Consider the following 19,543-nt stretch of genomic DNA (forward strand, 5'->3'; position numbering starts at 1 on the left):
GCGCGGGATGCTGGGGATCACCCCGAACAGGCCGTGCGCTGCGCTTCCTGCCACTCGCACACCGGACACAGCGTGATCCCCTTGTACGACTCCGGGTACTCCGTCGGCTCCCGGCACAGCACGCATTCCGCGTACGGAGGCCCGTCAGCCCGCGGCGGCTTCCCGGCGTCGCTGATCGTGCAGTACTCCTCGCTCATGCCTCCAGCGTAGGACGGCCGCACCCGCCCCCGCCCCGCTCAGATCTCCCGCTGCTCCAGCGGCCGGACAGCCGGTCCCTGGACCACCTTGCCGTCCGTGTCGAAGCGGGAGCCGTGGCAGGGGCACTCCCAGGCGCGCTCGGCGGCGTTGAACGCGACCAGGCAGCCCAGATGGGTACAGCGCGCGGAGAGGGCGTGCAGGTTTCCGGCCTCGTCCCGGTAGACCGCGAGCCGACCGCCCTCGGTGCGGACGACGGCGCCCTCGCCGGGCGGCAGGGACTCGACGGGCGGCGAGGGCCGCAGCCGGTCACCGACGAAGTGGCGGGCGACGTCCGCCTGCGTCTTGAGGAACGAGGGGGCCTCGCGCACCGTCGAGCGGAGCCGGCGCGGGTCGTACAGCTCGCTCCACGCGCACTCCTCGCCCGAGATCAGCGCGGTGAGCAGGCGGCCCGCCATGATCCCGCCGCTCATCCCCCAGCCGCCGAAGCCGGTGGCGACGTACGTGTGGCGGGCGCCCGGGTGCATCGGGCCGACCAGCGGGACGGTGTCCGTGGGGTCGTTGTCCTGGGTGGCCCAGGCGTGGGTGAGGGTGACGTCGGTGAAGTGCTCGCCGGCCCAGTCGGCCAGGTGCTCGAAGCGTGTGCGGGTGTCGCCGGTACCGGGCGTGAAGTGCTCCCCGGTGACCACCAGGAGGCGCTCCCCGGCCCCGCCGGACGGTGCCGTACGGACCGACCGGGTGCCCTCGTCCGGTGTGATGTACATGCCCTCCGGGTCGCGGTCGGCGGCCATCGTCCCGGCGACGACCAGCTCACGGCGCGGGGAGAGCCGGGTGAACAGCAGGGACCGGTCGAAGACCGGGTAGTGCGTGGCGACCACCACGTCCCGCGCGGTCACTCGCGCCCCCGTGTCGGTGGTCAGCCGGCACGGCTCGCCCTCCTCCAGCCCGACCACGGTGGTGTGCTCGTACACGTGCGCACCCCGTGCCACCAGGTCCTCGGCGAGGGCCAGCAGATACTTGCGCGGATGGAACTGGGCCTGCCCGGTGACCTTCACCGCGCCCGCCACCGGGAACGGCAGCCCGGTCTCCGTCACGAACGACGCCGGCAGTCCCGCCTCGTGCGCAGCCCTCGCCTCGGCCCGCAGCTCCTGCTCACGCTCCGGGTCACGGGCGTACGTGAAGGCGCTCCGGCGCTCCCAGTCGCAGTCCACGCCGAGCTCGTCCGCGATCTGCGCGGCCCGCTCGATCGCCTCGGCCTGCGAGCGGGCGTACAGCCGGGCCCCCTCGGGGCCGCGGGTACGCCGCAGCTTGTCGTAGATCAGGGTGTGCAGGGCGGTGACCTTGGCGGTGGTGTGCCCGGTGACGCCGGCCGCGACCCGGTCGGCCTCCAGCACCGCCACCTGCCGGCCGGCCCGCGCGAGCTCCCACGCCGTACTCAGTCCCGCGACCCCGGCGCCGATGACCGCCACGTCCACCGTGAGGTCGTCGACCAGTGCGGGGCGCTGCGGCCCGGGCGCGGTCTGGAGCCAGTACGAGCCGCTGACATGCGGGTTCTCGGTCATACGGGCCGAGTACCCCGTCCGCGCCGGTTCACTGCGCGAGCAGTCGCCGACGGCACGCCGCACTGTCGAAGTCGGCCTTCGGGTACTGCGGGTCCAGCGCCCTGAGGTGCTCCAGGAGCAGCCGTCCCACTGCCCAGTTCCGGTACCACTTGCGGTCCGACGGGATCACGTACCAGGGGGCGTACGACGTCGAGCAGCGCTCCAGCGCGATGCCGTACGCCTCCTGGAACGCCGGCCGCAGCGCCCGGTCGTCGACGTCGGACGGGCTGAACTTCCAGTGCTTGTCCGGCCGGTCCAGGCGTTTGAGCAGGCGGTCGCGCTGTTCCTCGAAGGAGATGTGCAGGAAGCACTTGATGATGGTGGTGCCGTCGTCGGTGAGGGACTTCTCGAAGGCGTTGATCTCGTCGTAGCGGCGCTCGATCTCGTCGCGCGGGGCGAGCTCGCGGACCCGGGCGACCAGGACGTCCTCGTAGTGCGAGCGGTCGAAGATGCCCAGCTCACCGGGGTGCGGGAGGGACTTCTCGACGCGCCACAGGAAGGGGTGCGCGCGTTCCTCGGGGGTGGGGGCCTTGAACGCCCTCACCCGGCAGCCGGACGGGTTGCAGAACCCGATGACGTGCTTGATCGTGCCGCCCTTGCCGCTGGTGTCCATGCCCTGCAGGACCAGCAGCACCCGGCGCCGGTCGCCGGCCGTGCTCGCCGCGAACAGGCGTTCCTGCAGGTCGGCGAGGTGTTCGCCGATCCGGGTGGTGTCCGAGAGGCCCGCGACCTTGCTCCCGGGGCCGAGCGGGACGGAGCGGGTGTCGAAGGAGGACAGATCGGTCGGCTCGCCGCCCGGTACGCGCAGCAGCTCGCTCAGATCGGCCTTGTCCACCTTCCCGGACTTCCGCTTGGCGTTCTTCTCGGCCACGGGGCACCCCTTCCCGTCCGGCTACCTACGCCACGGTCCGGTCACCGCGAACGTAGTTCCGGGCGTGTAGCAGTTCACGTACATCGTGTTGCCGTCGGGGGAGAAGGTCACTCCTGCGAACTCGCCCCACTCCGGCTCCTGCGCCGTGCCCAGGTTCTGGCGGTTACGAGCCATGGCGTACACCTCGCCGCGCCCGGTGACGCCGAAGACGTGCTGAGCGCCGTTGCCGTCCTCGCAGACCATCAGACCGCCGCTGGGAGCGAGACAGATGTTGTCCGGGGACTCGCCCGGCAGCTGCACGTCGGTGTCCGGGCCGAAGACGATCACCAGGGTCAACCGGCGCGCCGACGGGTCGTAACGCCAGATCTGCCCGAAATGGTCGGCCGCAGACCCCTCCGCGCTGTGCGCGAACGACGACACGAAGTAGACGTTCTTCCCGCCCCAGTAGCAGCCCTCCAGCTTCTGCGCGTGCGTGATGCCCTCGGGGCCGAAGTCCTGGAGGCGGATCGGAGTTTCGGCGGCGAGCGGGTCCGGTACGTCGACCCACTCGATGCCGGTGAAGGAGGCGCCCGCATCCTGGATCGAGGACAGATCGGGCAGGCCCGGTACCCGCATCGCCTGGAGCCGGCCGCCGGCGCGCAGCGAACCGAGGCCGCCGAGGGGTTTCTCGGGCAGGAAGCGGTAGAAGAGGCCGAAGGGCTTGAGGAAGGCGTCCTCGGTCTCGTAGACGACGCCCCGCTTCGGGTCGACGGCGATCGCCTCGTGCTGGAAGCGGCCCATCGCGGTCAGCGGGACGGCGCCTGAGCGGTGCGGGTCGACCGGGTCCACCTCGAAGATGAAGCCGTGGTCCTTGGTGTAGCCGTTGGTCCCGGCCTTGTCCTCGGTCTCCTCGCAGGTCAGCCAGGTGCCCCAAGGGGTCGGTCCGCCCGCGCAGTTGACCGCGGTTCCGGCGATCGCGACCCGCTCGGACAGCACATCGCCCCGGGCATCCAGGGTGAGGGCCGTACAGCCGCCCTTGCCGGCCGGGTCGTAGGTGAGGCCCTTGATCGTCGGGACGGGGAGTTCGGCGGTGGCGCGGTTCTCGTGGTTGCGGACCAGGTGGACGCGGCCGTGTCTGCCCGGGAAGGCCGACATGCCGTCGTGGTGGGAGGGGACCTTGCCCTCGCCGGAGAGCAGCGGGTCGCCCTCGCGGGAGAGGACCCGGTAGCGGAATCCTTTCGGCAGGTCGAGCAGGCCCTTCGGGTCGGGGACGAGGGGCCCGTAGCCGGTGTGGCCGAGGGACTGGGCGGCGGCGGTGCCCGCGAAGAGTTCGGGGAGGGCTCCGGTGAAGGCGATGCCCATTCCCAGGGCGCCGGACCGGGCGAGGACGTGACGTCGTGTTGCGGACATGGCGGTGCGACCTTCCTGCTGGCGGACAGGAACTGTGACGCCGCTGTGTCTATCACCTGGGTCGGGCCGCGGGAACCACGCGCGTGGCGTGTCACCGGTCGGCGGGGTGGTCCTGCGCCCTTTCGAGGAAACGCAACAGCTCCACCGGGAAGGGCAGGACCAGCGTGGAGTTCTTCTCGGCGGCGACCGCCACGATCGTCTGCAACAGCCGCAGCTGGAGTGCCGAGGGGGTGTCCTCCATCTGCTGGGCGGCCTCGGCGAGTTTCTTGGAGGCCTGGAGTTCGGCGTCCGCGTTGATGATCCGGGCCCGCCGCTCACGGTCCGCCTCGGCCTGCCGGGCCATGGAACGCTTCATCGTGTCCGGCAGCGAGACGTCCTTGATCTCCACCCGGTCGATCTGCACACCCCAGCCCACGGCCGGACTGTCGATCATCAGCTCCAGGCCCTGGTTGAGTTTCTCGCGGTCGGACAGCAGGTCGTCCAGATCGCTCTTGCCGATGATCGAACGCAGCGAGGTCTGTGCCATCTGCGAGACGGCGAACCGGTAGTCCTCGACCTGGACGAGGGCGTTCGCCGCGTCGACCACCTTGAAGTACACGACGGCGTCCACCCGCACGGTCACGTTGTCGCGGGTGATGCCCTCCTGGCCCGGCACCGGCATCGTGACGATCTGCATGTTCACCTTGTGCAGCCGGTCCACGAACGGCACCACCGTGGTGAATCCGGGCGGCCGCACGTCACCGGCGAGCCGTCCGAGTCGGAAGACCACACCGCGCTCGTACTGCTTGACGACCCGCGCAGCCGAGACGAGGTACACGAAGCCGGCGACACCGGCGGCCACGGCCGCCGCGACAAGATCCTGGAGCATCCCGACCTCCTCGGGAAGAGGCCCGTTATGTCTGCTCCTGCAACGATATGCCCGGTGCCTGGTCGGGGGCCACGACAGACCCCGGACCAGGCACCGGTGAGGCTACGGAGCGGTGGCTCGCACCGGTTCCTCGACCGGCTCCCCCACCGACTCGCTCATCTATGACGCCGTGGTGACTTTCATCGGCTCGGGCTCGGTGACCTGGACCGGTTCCGTGCCGACCGCGCTGTGCCGTTCGGCCCAGTTCTCCAGTGCCGTACGGCAGGCGTGGTCCAGGTGGTGCAGCCCGGACAGGTCGAGCACGACCGGGCGGTCCTGGGGCTGGGCCTCCAGGCTGTCGAGGATCTTCGGCAGCCTGAGGAAGGTCGCGTTGCCCGACAGGTACACCTGGACGGGGCCGGCGCCCTTGTCGACGACCTCCATCTTGAGGTGCGAGGCCTCCCAGGCGGTCTTGACCACGGACAGCGCCAGACCGATCAGCACGCCCTCGAACATGTTCACCGCGACGATGGACACGGCCGTGACCATCAGGATCAGCGCCTCACCACGGTGGTCCCGCCACAGCGACACGATCCCCTTGAAGGGGATCAGCTTCCACCCCGCGTGGACCAGGATGCCGGCCAGCGCGGGCAGCGGGATCAGCGCCAGGGTCGACGGCAGCAGCACCGCGAACAGCACCAGCCACACACCGTGCAGCACCCGGGACGCCTTGGTCTTGGCGCCCGCCGCGACGTTGGCGGAGCTGCGCACGATGACCGCGGTCATCGGCAGCGCGCCGAGCGCGCCGCACACCGCGTTGCCCGCGCCCTGAGCCATGAGCTCCTTGTCGTACTCGGTGCGCGGACCGTCGTGCAGCCGGTCCACGGCGGCCGCGCTGAACAGGCTCTCGGCGGAGGCGATCAGGGTGAAGGCGATGATCGTGCCGAAGATGGCCGGGTTGCCCAGCTCGCCGAAGGCGTCCATCCCGGGCGGCTGGATGGAGTCCAGCAGGCCGTTCACCTCGACGGTGGCGATCGGCAGACCGAACACCTGAGTGACCGCGGTGGCCAGGACGACCGCCGCGAGCGCCCCGGGCACCGTCCGTACCTGCTTCGGCAGCCGCTTCCACAGGACCATGATCGCGATCGCGCCCGCGCCGACCGCGAGCGAGGCGAGCGCCTCGGTGCTGCCGAGCGCGTCGGCCGCGGCCCCGGGCAGCCCCAGGATCTTGTCGAGGCCGGAGGTGGGCGCCTTCAGGCCCGCCGCCGAGTACAGCTGGCCGGCGATGAGCACGAGGCCGATGCCGGCCAGCATGCCCTCGACGACCGAGACGGATATCGCCCGGAAATAGCGCCCCAGCTTCAGGGCGCCCATGACGAGCTGGAGCAGTCCGGCGGCCAGCACGATCACACCGAGCGCGGGCAGTCCGAACTCGTTCACCGCCTCGAACACGAGCACGGTCAGACCCGCCGCCGGTCCTGAGACCTGGAGGCTGCTGCCCCGCATGAGGCCGGTGACGATACCGCCGACGATGCCGGTGACGAGGCCGAGCTCGGCCGGTACGCCGGAGGCGACGGCCACGCCGACGCACAGCGGCAGCGCGACCAGGAAGACGACGAGGGAGGCGGCGAAATCCTGCTTCAGATGAGGGAACTTGCTTCGGTTCTCCACGGCGGCCCTCACAGTGCGCGGTAGGTGTCGGAGGAAACGTCGTGGGTCAGCACCGACCCGGTGTGCACCTCGTAGTACCAGGCGTGCAGGGTGAGCTGACCCTCCGCCAGCTTCTTGTCGATGAACGGGTACGAACGCAGCCGCAGTACCTGCGCCAGGACGTGGCTCTGCACGCCCTCGGCCACGCACGGGTCCTCGACCGCGCCCTTCGGGCTCGGTGTGGCCTGGGTGAGCCAGTCACGCACAGCCGGTACGGCGGTCAGGTCGTCGCCGCGGACCAGGGCGCCGACGGCGCCGCAGTGCGAGTGGCCGCAGACCACGATGTCGCGGACCCCCAGCACCTCCACGGCGTACTCGATGGTGGCCGCCTCGCTGGTGGGGTGCTCGGAGGCGTACGGGGGGACGATGTTGCCCGCGGTGCGCAGCTCGAAGAGCTCGCCGGGACGGGCGCCCGTGATCAGTGCCGGGATGACCCGGGAATCGGAGCAGGTGATGAACAGGACCTGCGGTGACTGGCCTTCGGCCAGCTTGGCGAACTCCTCAGGGCGCTGTCCGAACGTGCGGGCGTTGTCGATGAGGGGCTGCATATGTGGTGACTCCTCCTGGCGCGCTTGAGGCGCGTCGGGCTTACATGACAGAGGTGGGGGGAGAGAACTACTGCTCTGCTGTCAGCAGCGGAAGACCTGGAGTGTGGCCGGGGAGTGCGCTGTCGGGGGTCTCGACAGCTCGAACGCGCCGGCCGGCACCTGTTCGCGCGCGTCCGCCCGGTCCTGGGCCGGTATCGGGCGCTCGGGCCCCGACGGGGCGAAGTCGACGGTGCGATGCCGGTCGCGGGTGTGCAGGGGACCGGCCGGGCCTCCCGTGCGAACGCAGTGGTGGTGCGTGGCGACCTCGTCGCGCAGCGGCTTCCCGGCGAGCTTGACCCCGGGCTGGGCTTTGGCCACTGCTTGACGGGCGGTATGCGCGGTTGCGAAGGAAGCGGTGGGAGCGAAGAACTGGAGAGCCAGGAGGGTGGCAGCGACGAGGGCCAACGCGACGCGTACCGGTCTACCTCGGAACATGCGCCCCCCTCCAGGTGAGTCGTGACTCCGGCTCAGCTCAAGTCCGGACCAACGGTTGGTCAATGGCTGGTCAAGAAACACATTAACCCTGCAAAGCCATTTGCAGGGTTAACTTAACGTTACGAGCTGAAGAGAGGCTGAAGCCCGCTGTATCGGTGGCGCGAACCGTCTCTTGATCTTGGTGAATCGTTCGGGTAGGGGCCGGGAGTTCGACCCGGTCAGCGGTCCGACCGGTCAGACCCGTGAGATCGGTGTGACCGGTGAGATCGGCGAGATCGGTGGGGTCAGCTCGGCTCGACGAGTCCCTCGGCGTCCCGTGCCAGAGCGGTCAGTCGGGAGATCGCGCGGAAGTACTTCTTGCGGTAGCCGCCGTTCAGCATCTCCTCGCTGAACAGCCGGTCGAAGGGCGCGCCCGAGGCCAGGACCGGGACTTCACGGTCGTAGAGCCGGTCCGCGAGGACGACGAGCCTCAGGGCCGTCGACTGGTCGGGCACCGCCTGGACGTCGGTGAGGCAGACCGCCCGCAGGTCGTCGGTCAGGGCGCCGTAGCGGCTGGGGTGGACGCGGGCGAGGTGCTCCAGCAACTGCGGGAAGGCGTCCAGTGAGGCACCCGGCGTGGTCCGCGCGGCCCGGGTGACCTGCTCGTCGCTGTGGGGCGCCGGGGCCTTGGGCAGGCCGCGGTGGCGATAGTCCTCGCCGTCGATGCGCAGCGCGCGGAAGTGCGCGGACAGGCCCTGTATCTCACGCAGGAAGTCGACCGCCGCGAAGCGGCCCTCGCCGAGCTTGCCCGGCAGGGTGTTGGAGGTGGCGGCGAGCGCGACACCCGCGTCGACCAGCTTGCCGAGCAGCGTCGAGACGAGGACGGTGTCGCCGGGGTCGTCCAGCTCGAACTCGTCGATGCACAGCAGACGGTGCCCGGAGAGAGTCTGGACGGTCTTCTGGAAGCCGAGGGCGCCGACGAGGTTGGTGAGTTCGACGAACGTGCCGAACGCCTTGAGCGCGGGCTCGGCCGGGGTCGCGTGCCAGAGGGAGGCCAGCAGGTGCGTCTTGCCGACGCCGTACCCGCCGTCGAGGTAGACGCCGCGGGGGCCCGCCGGGGTGCTGGGTGCCTTGGCCCTGCCGAAGCCCCGGCCGAGGCCGAGGAAACCACCACGCCGGCCGGCGCCGGTGGCGTGCGCGCCGCCGAGCCCGGCGGCGAAGGACTCCAAGGCCCCTACCGCCTCCGTCTGGCTCGGCTGATTCGGGTCCGGGATGTACGTGCTGAAACGCACCGAGTCGAACCGCGGCGGCGGCACCATCTCAGCGACCAGTCGATCCGCGGGGACATGCGGCTCACGGGCGCACAGGGACAGTGGGGCGGCGTCGGCCATGGGGCCGAATCCGGACGCGGCGGGGGTGGTAGACACGGTCACCCATGCTAGGCCCTGCCGGAGGCGGGGCCGGATGGCCCCGCTTCGGCGGGGCCGGGGGCGCCGACGAGGTGGCCGACCCCGCGGTCCGGCCGCCGTCCGCCCGGGAGGCCTGGACGCCGGGGGTTTCGGGCGGCGGGGTTTCAGGTGAAGCCCGTGCGGTGGCGGTGTTTCCGCGGGTCCGGCCCGTCTTCGCCGGGGCGGCCGGAACGGCGGGATTTCCGGAAGTGAGGTTTCCCGTACGCGTGGAACACTTCACGGCATGCGACGCCTGTTCCCTGTGACCGACGAGACAGCCGAGACGGTGGCCCCACCCCGCGGGGAGGGGGAGTGGAGCCTCGCCGAGCTGGCCGAGGCCTATGCCTACCCCGAGCCGGAACCCGAGGCCGGGGCCGGTGGGCCGGGGGCCTGGTTGCGGGCCAACATGGTGTCCACGCTCGACGGGGCCGCCCAGCACGACGGACGTTCGCAGCCCATCTCCAGCGCGGCCGACATGCGGATCTTCGGCACCCTGCGGGCCCTCGCGGACGTGGTCGTCGTCGGCGCTGAAACGGTACGCCAGGAGGGGTACCGCCCGGCACGCGCGCGCGAGGAGTTCAGCGCGGCCCGGGAGGCGGCCGGGCAGGGCCCAGTACCGGCGATCGCGGTGGTCAGCGCGAGCCTGGACCTGGACTTCTCACTCCCGCTGTTCACCTCGCCCCTGGTGCCCACCCTGATCCTCACGGGCGCCGCCGCGGCACCGGACCGGATCGCCACCGCCGAGAAGGCCGGCGCCCGGGTGGTGACCGCCGGGGACGGAGTCGGCGTGGAGCCCGCCCGTGCCGTGCGGGCACTGGCCGAGCTCGGTCACACCCGGCAGCTCACCGAGGGCGGACCACGGCTGCTCGGTCAGCTGGTGACCGCCGGGGTGCTCGACGAACTGTGCCTGACCGTGGCCCCGATGCTCACCGCGGGGGACGCGCAGCGCATCGCCGGGGGGCCCTCGGTCAGGGTGCCGCAGCGGTTCGCCCTGGTCTCCCTGCTGGAGGAGGAGGGATTCCTGTTCAGCCGGTACCGGCGGACCTGAGCCCGGCCCGGCCGTCCGTGCAGCTTGTCCGGGAATGCCGCGACTGGTACCACTGGCACCGTCATCGCCGAAATATTCCGATCCAATTGAATTCCGACGGGCACACTGAATCCGGCAGTACCCGTGCGATCACGGGGCAGGATGGTTTCCGCAGGGGCTGGCAGGCCGACGGAGGACATCAAGACCCGCCCGGGTCTGCGAAGGAGAAGGGGTGTTTGGTGTTCACAAGCGTTTTGATGATCGAGAAGGCCCTGACGTCCGCCGACGTGGAGTTCGTCACCACCTTGCACGGTGACGAGCAGGTCGCCTTCCAGGTGCTGCTGCAGCCGCGCGGCGACCAGGCGGACCGGCTGCTGCGGGCCATCGACGACGTCGCGCTCGGCGAGCTCGACGACGCCGCCCGTGAGCGGGAGACGCCGGAGGGGCAGGAGGCGAGGGGCCCGGCGGAGCAGGCGCTCGACGTGTCCCTGCGGGCCCTGCGGGCGACCGGCAGCGAGGCGGACGGGCGACTGATCGAGGACCACCCGCTGGACGCGTTGAAGTCCCTCGTGGAGCAGATCGGCGCGGACGAGGTCATCGTGCTGACCGACCCCCACTACGTCGAGGAGTTCTTCCACCGGGACTGGGCGTCACGAGCGCGCCACAAGGTGGGGGTGCCGGTGCTGAAGCTGTTCTCCCACAGCAAGGCGTAGGGGGTGTCCGCAAAGTCCCGCCTGCCCCGCGACGCCCGGCACGCCCTCTCGCCGCACCGGGCGAACACCCGAGTACGACCAGTACGCGGGCGCCCGCCCGGCACGCCGAGAGCACGCACCGGACGCCGCAGGGCCCGCCCTCCGGGCGGACGACGCGACTTTGCGGACACCCCCTAGGGCCCTTCTGACGTCGGCCCGTCCTGGCTGGTCGCGCGGTTCCCCGCGCCCCTGGGTCGGCCGCGGCCTTCGTGCGCAATAAGGTGGGGCCTCACCCGTCGTCTCGCACCCCTGGGAGAAACGCACATGGCACCCGGCCTCCCCACCGCCATGGACCGACCGCACTTCATCGGCATCGGCGGCGCCGGGATGTCGGGGATCGCGAAGATCCTCGCGCAGCGCGGGGCCCGTGTCGCGGGCAGCGACGCCAAGGAGACCGGGACCGCCGAGGCGCTGCGGGCGCTCGGTGTGACCGTGCACATCGGGCACGCCGCCGGGCATCTGGCCGACGACGCCACCTGTGTCGTCGTCTCGTCGGCGATCCGGGCCGACAACCCGGAGCTGGCGCGGGCGGCCGAGCTGGGCATCCCGGTGGTCCACCGTGCGGACGCCCTCGCCCGCCTGATGGACGGCCTGCGTCCGATCGCGGTTGCCGGCACCCACGGCAAGACCACGACCACGTCCATGCTCGCCGTGTCGCTGACCGAGCTGGGCCTTCAGCCGTCGTACGCGATCGGCGGGGACCTGGACGTCCCCGGCTCCAACGCCCGGCACGGCGACGGCGAGATCTTCGTCGCCGAGGCGGACGAAAGCGACCGCAGCTTTCACAAGTACGCCCCCGAGGTCGCGATCGTCCTCAACGTCGAGCTCGACCACCACGCGAACTACGCGTCGATGGACGAGATCTACGAGTCCTTCGAGACGTTCGCCGGCCGGGTCATCGAGGGCGGCACGCTGGTGATCGCGGCGGACCAGGACGGCGCGCGCGAGCTGACGCGGCGCGTGGCGGCCGGTGACCTGGGGGTGGTGACGTACGGCGAGTCGGAGGATGCGGACGTACGGGTCCTGTCCGTGACGGCCCAAGGGCTGAAGAGCGAGGTCACCGTCCTGCTGGACGGCGAGGAGTACACCTTCACGGTCTCGGTGCCCGGCCGGCACTACGCGCACAACGCGGTGGCCGCGCTGGCCGCCGGTGTGGCGCTGGGCGTCCCTGCCGCCGAACTGGCCCCGGCGCTGGCCGCGTACACGGGCGTCAAGCGGCGCCTCCAGCTGAAGGGCGAGGAGGCGGGTGTGCAGGTCGTCGACTCCTACGCCCACCACCCGACCGAGATGACGGCGGACCTGGAGGCCATGCGCGCGGCGGCCGGGGACGCCCGCATCCTGGTCGTCTACCAGCCGCACCTGTTCTCCCGCACCCAGGAGCTGGGCAAGGAGATGGGCCAGGCCCTGGCGCTGGCCGACGCCTCGGTGGTCCTCGACATCTACCCGGCCCGCGAGGACCCGATCCCCGGGGTGACGAGCGAGCTGATCATGGCGGCCGCCCGGGCCGCGGGCGCGGATGTGACCGCCGTCCACGACAAGGACGAGGTGCCGGAGCTGGTCGCGGGAATGGCGAAGCCCGGTGATCTCGTTCTCACCATGGGCGCGGGAGATGTGACGGACCTCGGTCCGCGGATCTTGGACCGCCTCGCCCAGAAGTGACTCGCACAGATCAGACACCTCAGACCGAGGAAAAGGGGTTGGCCGACATGTCGTACGACGTCGAGAAGCCGGACGAGCAGTGGCGCGCGGAGCTGACCCCGTCCGAGTACGCCGTGCTGCGTCAGGCGGGGACCGAGCCCGCCTTCACGGGTGAGTACACCGACACCAAGACCCAGGGCGTCTACTCCTGCCGCGCGTGCGGTGCCGAACTGTTCACCTCCACCACGAAGTTCGAGTCGCACTGCGGCTGGCCGTCCTTCTACGATCCACGCGACTCTGATGCTGTGGACCTTATCGAGGATCGGTCGCATGGGATGGTGCGGACCGAGGTCAGGTGTGCTCGGTGCGGGTCGCATCTTGGGCATGTGTTCGAGGGCGAGGGGTATGCGACGCCGACGGATCAGCGGTACTGCATCAACTCGATCTCGTTGCGGTTGACACCGGACGAGGAGTGAACGGCAGCCGCTTGTTGCAGTGCCGGTGAGTAGAAGTGATGCCCCGTGCGGAGGTTCCGCGCGGGGCATCGAGGCAGAGCCCGTGAACCGATTCACAGAACGCAGAAGGTGCCCCCGACGGAGGAGGTGGACACCCGAGCAGACAACGACCCACTCGCCATCAGTGAAGCGGCCGGACGCGGTGGACGCATGGGTGGGCGCTGGCTGCTGCCCGGCACGGCAGCGCGGTGATCTTTACCAGTGATCCGGATGACATCCACGCGTACCTGGAGGTGCTGCAGCCGCCGGACGTTCACGTCATCCCGGTGTGAGCGTGGCGGGATGGAACTCACGTGGCCCCTGAGGTGTGACGAGGTGCGGCTGACTAGTCGGCGCAGACCTCCCGCGTGATCTCTTCGGTGCGAGCCAGCATGGCGTCGGTGAACGAATTCCGCCGGTACTCGGTGACGAAAATTAAGTGAGCGTGCAAGTTGTAGACAACTTGGCGACCGGTTCTGACATCGGGATCAGTGTCACAGCGTGGTGACATAAACCAATGCTAGGTTTCGATCGTGAGCCAAGGCACCCTGGTCAAGCGGCAGTTCGGGCACCGCGCCCGGCTTGCACTGTCGCCTGCCGGGGTTCGCGCGGCGGATGATCAGGCGCACGCGGCCCGCACGATGTGGAACCTGCTACACGCGTGGTGGCGGATGATGCCGAAGGAAAAGCGGACTCTCCCACACGCGGATGCCGCGATTCGCCAGGCCCGCGAGGACATCGACTTCCTGGCCGTCCTGCCCGCGCAGGCCGCGCAAGCAGTACTCAAGACGTACTTCCAGGCATGGAAGAACTGCTGGGACGGCCGCACCGACGCCCCGAACTTCAAGGGCCGTCCCCGCACGGTGATGTCCGTGGACATCCCGCAGGGCCGCGACCTGAACATCGTCCGCGTGCACCGCCGCTGGGGCATGGTCAACCTTCCCAAGGTGGGCCGTGTCCGCTTCCGGTGGACCAAAGACTTGCCCGTGGGCAAGCGTGCAAGTGCGAAGAACCGGATCACCGGGGCCCGGCTGATCAAGGACGCGCTCGGTTGGCACATCGCCTTCCGTGTCCAGACCCTTCAGAGGAGGCCCGAGCCCCACCAGGGGCCGGACATCGGCATCGACGTGGGCGTCACCGTGCCCGTCGCCCTCTCGGACGGCGAAACCTACGAGCACGGCGCATGGCTGACGGAGGAGGAGAAGGCCAGGCTTCTGCACCTGGAGCAGCGCGCCGCGCAGCGTAAGCAGCACCGCAAGCGCGGCGAACGCACCAGTCGCCGACTGCAGCACACCTACGACCAGATCTCAGGAGTGCGCGCGAAAGCCAAGCGCCGGGCCCTGGACTGGCAGCACAAGACCACCACCGCCATCGCCCGCACCTACGGCACCGTAGTGGTCGAAGCACTCACCATCACGAACATGGTTAAGTCCGCCAAGGGAACCGTCGAGGAACCTGGTAAGAACGTTGCCCAGAAAGCCGGGCTGAACCGCTCCATCAGCCAGGAGGCATGGGGCCGCACAGTCACCATGCTGACGTACAAAACCACTCAGCACGGCGGCACCCTGGTCAAGGCCCCCGCCCCCGGCACATCCCGGCGCTGCTCAGCCTGCGGCTTCACCACGCCCGGCAGCAGGGAGTCCCAGGCTGTGTTCGTGTGCAAGAACCCGGACTGCGGCTGGTCGGGCAATGCCGACCACAACGCAGCCCGCAACGTCTTGCATCTGTACAGGATGGGCCTCGCGCTCGTCCCGGCTGCCGGGAGGGCAGTCGTCAGGCGCGCGAAGCGCGTCAAGCCCGCTGCCGCAAGGTAAGCAGGAATCTCCCGGCTTCAGCCGGGAGAGCACTTCAAGACCCGAAGGACACCGACAGGGTGGAGCTGATCCAGGACCCGGCCCAGGGGTTGATGCGCACCGGTACCGGCGCAGGCACTTGTTCCGTTGTTGTCGTATTCCTGGCCAAGAACGCCCTCAGCCCCCTCGTCGTGTCTTTGGACCGTGCGAATTTGCTGGTCGGGAGAGGGCTCGGTGCAGGAAGCTGCATGCGTGATCGAGCGAGAGGCCGCCGTTCAGGCTGTCGAGGACCAGCCGGAGCGCGACTATCAACAGTGGCGGGCTGTGGGCGTGGACGCTATGCGGATGTCCGTGGTCGACGTTGAGGAGCACGAGCTGGTGTGGATTGTCTCCTGGACCACCGAGGAGTTCGTACGCACCCGGAACCCGGAGCTCATGCTGGCGTTCTGGCGACCAGGGCCTCAACCTGCTCGTCCGTGATCTTCCGCGGAGCCCCCGAACGCGGCCGGTCCACCAGGCCCTCCAGCCGATCCGCCAAGAATCGGGCCCGCCACTTGCGCACCGTCTCCCGCGAGACACCCAGATCGAGCGCGACCTGCGCGTTCGCCCGACCCTCCGCACACGCCAGCACGATCCTCGACCGCAACACCAACGCCTGAGACGCCGTCCGCTTATGCAACCAGCCACTCAGCACCTGGCGTTCGTGATCGGACAACTCCAGCGACAACGGCTTCGGACCAGCCACCACCCCATCCTATGACCGCCCTTGAACTGGACTCAGGACACTAGACCCTTGCGGGTGCCGAGGACCTTCCCGAGCGTGATGGCCACGTCGAAGTCCCGATCCCATCTGAGTGCGACCAGGTCGTCGAACTCCGCCTCAGGGCGGAGCAGATCGAGGACGTCGGCTTCGAATACTGAGCCCGGTTCCGCGAGGTCGAGCGCCTCGTCGTGGAAGCAGCGGTACGCGTTGCGTGACCGGAACATGACCGAGTACTCACCGTCTACGAGCTCTCCCACGGAGACATCCCACTTCGCTTCAAGCGCCTGCAGTGTGCCGGCGACGTAGTCGGCGTTGAGCGGCTCGGTCAACAGATCCACTCCCACCGCTTCTCGGGCCGAATCCAACGGAAGCGTCTCGTCCCAGAGCACCGAGAGGTGGCGCTCGAAACCGATGTCCTCGCGAACTGTTTTGTCGAACTCCAGGTAGTCGGTGTCCAGATTCGTACGAATCCAGCGGGCGATCCAGAGGATGGGGGCGCTGATCAGATTCGTCCGCAACGAGCCATTGCCTTCACCGTAGACAGATTCGCGGATGCTCGTCAGCAGCTCTTCGCAGTGGTAGTCCTTGCAGAACCGGAACAAGTGAGCCGACCGCCGTGGCAGACCGCCCCAGCGCGAAGACTGAGGGAGGGGGAAATCAGCCAGAATCGTCTCCAGCTCGCGTTGGAGTCCCAGCTTGGCGGCCGACAACACGAGAGCGTCATCGTTCTCGCCCCACCGCCCGGAGCCCTCATAGTCGAACTTCGCCTTGCACAAGGCATATACAACGGCTTGAGCACACGTATTGAACAGCTCCGTGCTCACCCGGTACGCAACCTCGCAGTGATAGTTGAGGTTGAATCGGCCGAGCTCTCCGTCGGCGACCCGCTCGAAGACATGCTTCGCCGACAGCACGTCTCTGGCGGCACGGCCGAGGATCCGCTCGACCTCGCCGGACGAGCTGTCGGCGGGCGCTTCGTTGGGGCGCAGATCATCGGAGATCTCCTCGATTGCCGAGTCGAGCCGCTGAAGGGTTACCCGAAGCATGCCGCGTACGGTGTCGATGCGGAGCCGCTGCGCCTCGTCTTGGAGAAGCATCTGTTCAATGATCAGGTCGAGGTCGGCCAGGAAGGGATAGCGGTCGCGCACAAGCGCGTGTCGTCGCCCTCGGGCGTTCTGCTTCGTGAACATCTCGGTTATGACGAGGCCGAGTGCAAAGATGTCCGCCGGCTTGCCGATACCGAGGGCGTTGTTCCTCACCATCTGCTCGGGGGCGAGGTAGTTCCGGTTCGCTAAGAGGTCCCCGCGATTCGTGAGCGAGGAGTCCTTGAAATGCGCGATGCCGAAGTCGGCCAGGACGAGCCGGCGCGCATCAGGGTCGACGAGGACATTCTCAGGTTTGATGTCGCGATGCACTATGCCGTCGCCGTGCACGTACGCGAGCGCATCGCAGAGCTGGCGCACGTAGTCGAGAAGCACGTCAGCATCGGTTTCGTCGTTGATCACGTTTCGCAGCGTCATCGGGTAGAAGTCCATGACGCAGTAGAAGAATTTCGCGTCCTCTGAGCGCGCGTGGATACTCACGACGTTCGGGTGGCTCGATGTCTGTCCGTACTCGATCTCCTGCTTGAAACGCCTGTTGCGAGCCGAGTCCGCGCCGCGGTCCTTCTCAATCCGTTTGACTGCGAACACCTGACCGTCGGGCTTACGGCGGGCCTTCCACACCACGGCTGATCCGCCCTCTCCCAGAGCTGAATCGCGCTCGTAAGTGACTCCGTCGACGACGAACGGTTCATGCTTCGGCATGAACCCACCCTACTGACCTCCTCGGGGCGGTGACGTCGGCCAATTGCCGCCAGGACCAAAGCGTTCTCCGGCGGGGCGAGGTAGATGCCCGCCACGTCGCGGACCCGTGGTCACGAACCGCGGGTCAGTCGACAGCTTCCAGGTCTCCACGATGTGCGGCTTGAGGCCGAACGCCCGCCAGATCCGCGAGGCGGCCGACTGCGACATGCCCTCCGCCTCCGCCATCGAACGCGTCGGCCAGTGCGAATCACCCGTCGGTGGTGCCTGGCCGAGCGTCCTGGCGACCAGGGCTTCGACCTGCTCGTCGGTGACCCTCACGGTGGCCCCGAACGCGGTCGGTCCGCCAGGCTCTCCAGCCGGTTCGCGGCGAACCGGGACACCCACTTGCGTTCTGTCTCTCGCGAGACGCCCAGATCGTCCGCCCCCCGCGCGTTCTCCAGGCCCTCCGCGCACGCCAGCACGGTCCTCGACCGCAACCCCAAAGCCTGAGACGCCGTCCGCTTACGCAACTAGCCACGCAACACCCGACCTTCGTGATCGGACAACTCAGCGGCAACGGCTTCCGGACCAGGCATCACCCCACCCTATAACCGCAAGCAAACCAACGACTCAGGACACTAGGAGGTCCACTTTCAAGCCCCGTCACTGGTCCACTCTTAAGCCGTCGCCGACATCGGCCCACCGGATTCGACAAACAGATCTACCGGCGCAGGAACGAGGCCGAGCGAACCATGAACGCGCTCAAGGGGTTTCGGTCCCTCGCCACGAAGTACGACAAGCGTGCCTACGTCTTCCGCGGCACCGTCACCGTGACTGCCATCCGGCTCTGGCTTCGCCCTTGAGGAACAACCTTCCTGGCTCAGCTTCTGGTTGCCTGATCGACGTACGCCAAGATTCGCTCGATGTCCCAGGCGTGATGGGCGGCGTCGTGGGCGTTGTTGAGCGCCACATCCCCGGCCCGCTGGACGCCACGATCGGCATGCTCAAGCACTACGTTCTCATTCAGCGCGGCACACACCGATTTGTCCCAGGCATCGGCCGCCCGTTGAAGCGACCACAAAGCCCCCGTCAAGGAGACGTCGTTGTAGTAGCGGGCCTGTGCCAGAAGGTCTTGGTCGTAACCGGGGACTTGGCGCACACCCGCGAGCCTCGCCCCGACCAGTCGCTCGGCCCAGTTTCGCAGATTGTCGGTGACGTGGCTGGTGTAGGCGGCGACGTTCCAGGCAAGCTTCGGGTGCCGTTCATCACCTCGGCGCCCCTTCACCAAGGCCGCGTATCGTGCAGGCATATCCTCGATCTGCCCAATGGCTTCGCGCGGGGTCAACGACCAGTCGAATCCGCAGTCCCGACAAGGGTTCCCATAGAGGCGTGCTCCCCAGAGTTCCATGGGGTGTCAATCTATCGAGGCCTCGACAGCCGCTGATCACCGACCCGAAACCTGGCTCAGCAAGTTCCTCGCAAAGTGGGTGCGGCGTCGCAGCCACGAAGCACCGGGGAGGATCGCGCCGATGGCGTCGACGAGGTCGGCATGGCGTCGGAGACGACGAACTGGACGCCGGACAGGCCGCGGGCGGCCAGGGAACGCAGGAAGGCGAGCCAGATAGTCCGGCCGCCTTCGCTGACCTGCCCGTATTCGGCGTTGCAGAGGGCATCGGCTTCCGCTGACATGAGCGTATCGGCGAACGTCTTGGCCATCGCGCGCAGCAGGTCCGGACTCGCCGAGGCGAGATTGTCTTCCCTTCCGCGAGGGCGTGCAGGGGCAGACTGCCGGGTGCGGTCATCGTGCTGGTCTCCTTCAAAGACTTGGTCATCTTGAAAGATCAGCCGGTGGCCGTTCTCATATCCGGACCCTCACTCCGACGCCGGGCCAAACGCCCGGATCAGGTGGGAGCCCGTATACCACTTTCCAGGACGCAACCGAGGAACCGCGAGCTCCAGCCTGATCAAGCCCGCTCTTCTATCCAAAGGGCCCCGCACAAAGTGCCGTTCGAACTGGCAGCAGGCCCTTCATCGCCGATGTCGCATGTTGCATCGGATGCAATATGGCCCATTTGGTGCGGTGCGCGCGCTGTGGATCGCACCTCGGGCATGTGATCGAGGAGGAGGGGTATTCGACCCCGACCGACCAGCGTTACCGCATCAACAACATCTCGCTGCAGCTGACGTCCGACGAGGGCTGAGCGGAGCGCCGGGCCGGGCATTCGCGTCC

Annotated in this window: 19 protein-coding genes and 4 pseudogenes; 8 read left to right on the forward strand and 15 right to left on the reverse strand. The window is 68.7% G+C overall.

Features of this window, described 5'->3' with window-relative positions; all coding sequences use genetic code 11:
• Positions 1-17 precede the first annotated feature (17 nt).
• The 9 genes from ABZ027_RS01270 to zapE form a co-directional block, all read right to left on the reverse strand.
• Positions 18-197 (reverse strand): hypothetical protein, encoded by a 180-nt coding sequence (locus ABZ027_RS01270; RefSeq protein ID WP_356763074.1) that lies wholly within the window; start codon positions 195-197, stop codon positions 18-20.
• Between the two features lie 39 nt (positions 198-236).
• Positions 237-1,757, reverse strand: coding sequence for an FAD-dependent oxidoreductase (locus ABZ027_RS01275; protein ID WP_356763076.1), 1,521 nt, complete (start codon positions 1,755-1,757; stop codon positions 237-239).
• A gap of 28 nt (positions 1,758-1,785) precedes the next feature.
• Positions 1,786-2,667 carry a PPK2 family polyphosphate kinase gene (locus ABZ027_RS01280; RefSeq protein ID WP_356763078.1) on the reverse strand — a complete coding sequence of 294 codons (882 nt, stop codon included), beginning with the start codon at positions 2,665-2,667 and terminating at the stop codon, positions 1,786-1,788.
• 21 nt (positions 2,668-2,688) lie between these two features.
• Positions 2,689-4,056, reverse strand: coding sequence for a PhoX family protein (locus ABZ027_RS01285; RefSeq protein ID WP_356763080.1), 1,368 nt, complete (start codon positions 4,054-4,056; stop codon positions 2,689-2,691).
• A 91-nt stretch (positions 4,057-4,147) separates the two neighbouring features.
• Positions 4,148-4,924: a slipin family protein gene (locus ABZ027_RS01290; RefSeq protein WP_356763082.1), complete on the reverse strand. Its 777-nt coding sequence runs from the start codon at positions 4,922-4,924 to the stop codon at positions 4,148-4,150.
• A 159-nt stretch (positions 4,925-5,083) separates the two neighbouring features.
• Positions 5,084-6,574: a SulP family inorganic anion transporter gene (locus ABZ027_RS01295; protein WP_356763084.1), complete on the reverse strand. Its 1,491-nt coding sequence runs from the start codon at positions 6,572-6,574 to the stop codon at positions 5,084-5,086.
• An 8-nt stretch (positions 6,575-6,582) separates the two neighbouring features.
• The gene (locus ABZ027_RS01300) at positions 6,583-7,161 is read right to left on the reverse strand and encodes a carbonic anhydrase (protein ID WP_356763086.1); all 579 of its coding nucleotides are present in this window, start codon (positions 7,159-7,161) and stop codon (positions 6,583-6,585) included.
• A gap of 81 nt (positions 7,162-7,242) precedes the next feature.
• Entirely contained in the window at positions 7,243-7,635 is a 393-nt protein-coding gene (locus ABZ027_RS01305; protein WP_356763088.1) for a hypothetical protein, read from the reverse strand.
• 284 nt (positions 7,636-7,919) lie between these two features.
• Positions 7,920-9,041 (reverse strand): cell division protein ZapE, encoded by a 1,122-nt coding sequence (gene zapE / locus ABZ027_RS01310; RefSeq protein WP_356763090.1) that lies wholly within the window; start codon positions 9,039-9,041, stop codon positions 7,920-7,922.
• 265 nt (positions 9,042-9,306) lie between these two features.
• On the opposite strand from zapE, the gene ABZ027_RS01315 reads away from it, so the two are divergent.
• The 4 genes from ABZ027_RS01315 to msrB all read left to right on the forward strand — a co-directional run bounded on the left by ABZ027_RS01315 (position 9,307) and on the right by msrB (position 12,955).
• Positions 9,307-10,110: a pyrimidine reductase family protein gene (locus ABZ027_RS01315; RefSeq protein ID WP_356763092.1), complete on the forward strand. Its 804-nt coding sequence runs from the start codon at positions 9,307-9,309 to the stop codon at positions 10,108-10,110.
• Between the two features lie 218 nt (positions 10,111-10,328).
• Positions 10,329-10,802 carry an indole-3-glycerol phosphate synthase gene (locus tag ABZ027_RS01320; RefSeq protein ID WP_356763435.1) on the forward strand — a complete coding sequence of 158 codons (474 nt, stop codon included), beginning with the start codon at positions 10,329-10,331 and terminating at the stop codon, positions 10,800-10,802.
• 303 nt (positions 10,803-11,105) lie between these two features.
• Positions 11,106-12,500 (forward strand): UDP-N-acetylmuramate--L-alanine ligase, encoded by a 1,395-nt coding sequence (gene murC, locus ABZ027_RS01325; RefSeq protein WP_356763093.1) that lies wholly within the window; start codon positions 11,106-11,108, stop codon positions 12,498-12,500.
• 47 nt (positions 12,501-12,547) lie between these two features.
• Positions 12,548-12,955 (forward strand): peptide-methionine (R)-S-oxide reductase MsrB, encoded by a 408-nt coding sequence (msrB, locus tag ABZ027_RS01330; protein WP_356763095.1) that lies wholly within the window; start codon positions 12,548-12,550, stop codon positions 12,953-12,955.
• Between the two features lie 364 nt (positions 12,956-13,319).
• Here msrB and ABZ027_RS01335 read toward each other — a convergent pair whose 3' ends face one another.
• Entirely contained in the window at positions 13,320-13,484 is a 165-nt protein-coding gene (locus tag ABZ027_RS01335; protein ID WP_356763097.1) for a transposase, read from the reverse strand.
• Positions 13,485-13,506: 22 nt separating this feature from the next.
• Here ABZ027_RS01335 and ABZ027_RS01340 point away from each other — a divergent pair, with 22 nt between their 5' ends.
• A complete protein-coding gene (locus tag ABZ027_RS01340) occupies positions 13,507-14,787 on the forward strand; it encodes a transposase (protein WP_356763099.1) in 1,281 nt (426 codons plus the stop codon).
• A gap of 303 nt (positions 14,788-15,090) precedes the next feature.
• Entirely contained in the window at positions 15,091-15,246 is a 156-nt protein-coding gene (locus tag ABZ027_RS01345; protein WP_356763437.1) for a YrhB domain-containing protein, read from the forward strand.
• Here the strand turns inward: ABZ027_RS01345 and ABZ027_RS01350 are convergent.
• The 3 genes and pseudogenes from ABZ027_RS01350 to ABZ027_RS01360 all read right to left on the reverse strand — a co-directional run.
• A pseudogene (locus tag ABZ027_RS01350) lies at positions 15,209-15,511 on the reverse strand (helix-turn-helix domain-containing protein); the annotation flags it as partial. The gene ABZ027_RS01345 and the pseudogene ABZ027_RS01350 sit on opposite strands and share 38 nt — an antisense overlap.
• A 32-nt stretch (positions 15,512-15,543) precedes the next feature.
• Positions 15,544-17,334 carry a serine/threonine-protein kinase gene (locus tag ABZ027_RS01355; protein WP_356763101.1) on the reverse strand — a complete coding sequence of 597 codons (1,791 nt, stop codon included), beginning with the start codon at positions 17,332-17,334 and terminating at the stop codon, positions 15,544-15,546.
• Between the two features lie 314 nt (positions 17,335-17,648).
• A complete protein-coding gene (locus tag ABZ027_RS01360) occupies positions 17,649-17,795 on the reverse strand; it encodes a helix-turn-helix domain-containing protein (protein WP_356763439.1) in 147 nt (48 codons plus the stop codon).
• A 162-nt stretch (positions 17,796-17,957) separates the two neighbouring features.
• Here ABZ027_RS01360 and ABZ027_RS01365 point away from each other — a divergent pair.
• Positions 17,958-18,176: pseudogene (locus ABZ027_RS01365) on the forward strand (transposase); the annotation flags it as partial.
• Between the two features lie 17 nt (positions 18,177-18,193).
• Here the strand turns inward: ABZ027_RS01365 and ABZ027_RS01370 are convergent.
• Both ABZ027_RS01370 and ABZ027_RS01375 read right to left on the reverse strand, forming a co-directional pair.
• Entirely contained in the window at positions 18,194-18,721 is a 528-nt protein-coding gene (locus tag ABZ027_RS01370; protein WP_356763103.1) for a hypothetical protein, read from the reverse strand.
• A 54-nt stretch (positions 18,722-18,775) separates the two neighbouring features.
• Positions 18,776-18,933: pseudogene (locus ABZ027_RS01375) on the reverse strand (transposase); the annotation flags it as partial.
• Positions 18,934-19,388: 455 nt separating this feature from the next.
• Between ABZ027_RS01375 and ABZ027_RS01380 the strand changes: the two are divergent.
• Positions 19,389-19,514 (forward strand): annotated as a pseudogene (locus tag ABZ027_RS01380) (peptide-methionine (R)-S-oxide reductase); the annotation flags it as partial.
• Positions 19,515-19,543: the final 29 nt, after the last annotated feature.

This window comes from Streptomyces sp. NPDC006332, assembly GCF_040612855.1.
Lineage (GTDB): Bacteria > Actinomycetota > Actinomycetes > Streptomycetales > Streptomycetaceae > Streptomyces.

What these genes read in the sequence shown, in the direction of transcription:
- ABZ027_RS01270 (WP_356763074.1), bottom strand. Translation starts at nt 197, where the DNA reads ATGAGCGAGGAGTACTGCACGATCAGCGACGCCGGGAAGCCGCCGCGG.
- ABZ027_RS01275 (WP_356763076.1), bottom strand. Translation starts at nt 1,757, where the DNA reads ATGACCGAGAACCCGCATGTCAGCGGCTCGTACTGGCTCCAGACCGCG.
- ABZ027_RS01285 (WP_356763080.1), bottom strand. Translation starts at nt 4,056, where the DNA reads ATGTCCGCAACACGACGTCACGTCCTCGCCCGGTCCGGCGCCCTGGGA.
- ABZ027_RS01290 (WP_356763082.1), bottom strand. Translation starts at nt 4,924, where the DNA reads ATGCTCCAGGATCTTGTCGCGGCGGCCGTGGCCGCCGGTGTCGCCGGC.
- ABZ027_RS01300 (WP_356763086.1), bottom strand. Translation starts at nt 7,161, where the DNA reads ATGCAGCCCCTCATCGACAACGCCCGCACGTTCGGACAGCGCCCTGAG.
- ABZ027_RS01305 (WP_356763088.1), bottom strand. Translation starts at nt 7,635, where the DNA reads ATGTTCCGAGGTAGACCGGTACGCGTCGCGTTGGCCCTCGTCGCTGCC.
- ABZ027_RS01315 (WP_356763092.1), top strand. Translation starts at nt 9,307, where the DNA reads ATGCGACGCCTGTTCCCTGTGACCGACGAGACAGCCGAGACGGTGGCC.
- murC (WP_356763093.1), top strand. Translation starts at nt 11,106, where the DNA reads ATGGCACCCGGCCTCCCCACCGCCATGGACCGACCGCACTTCATCGGC.
- msrB (WP_356763095.1), top strand. Translation starts at nt 12,548, where the DNA reads ATGTCGTACGACGTCGAGAAGCCGGACGAGCAGTGGCGCGCGGAGCTG.
- ABZ027_RS01335 (WP_356763097.1), bottom strand. Translation starts at nt 13,484, where the DNA reads ATGTCACCACGCTGTGACACTGATCCCGATGTCAGAACCGGTCGCCAA.
- ABZ027_RS01355 (WP_356763101.1), bottom strand. Translation starts at nt 17,334, where the DNA reads ATGCCGAAGCATGAACCGTTCGTCGTCGACGGAGTCACTTACGAGCGC.
- ABZ027_RS01370 (WP_356763103.1), bottom strand. Translation starts at nt 18,721, where the DNA reads ATGGAACTCTGGGGAGCACGCCTCTATGGGAACCCTTGTCGGGACTGC.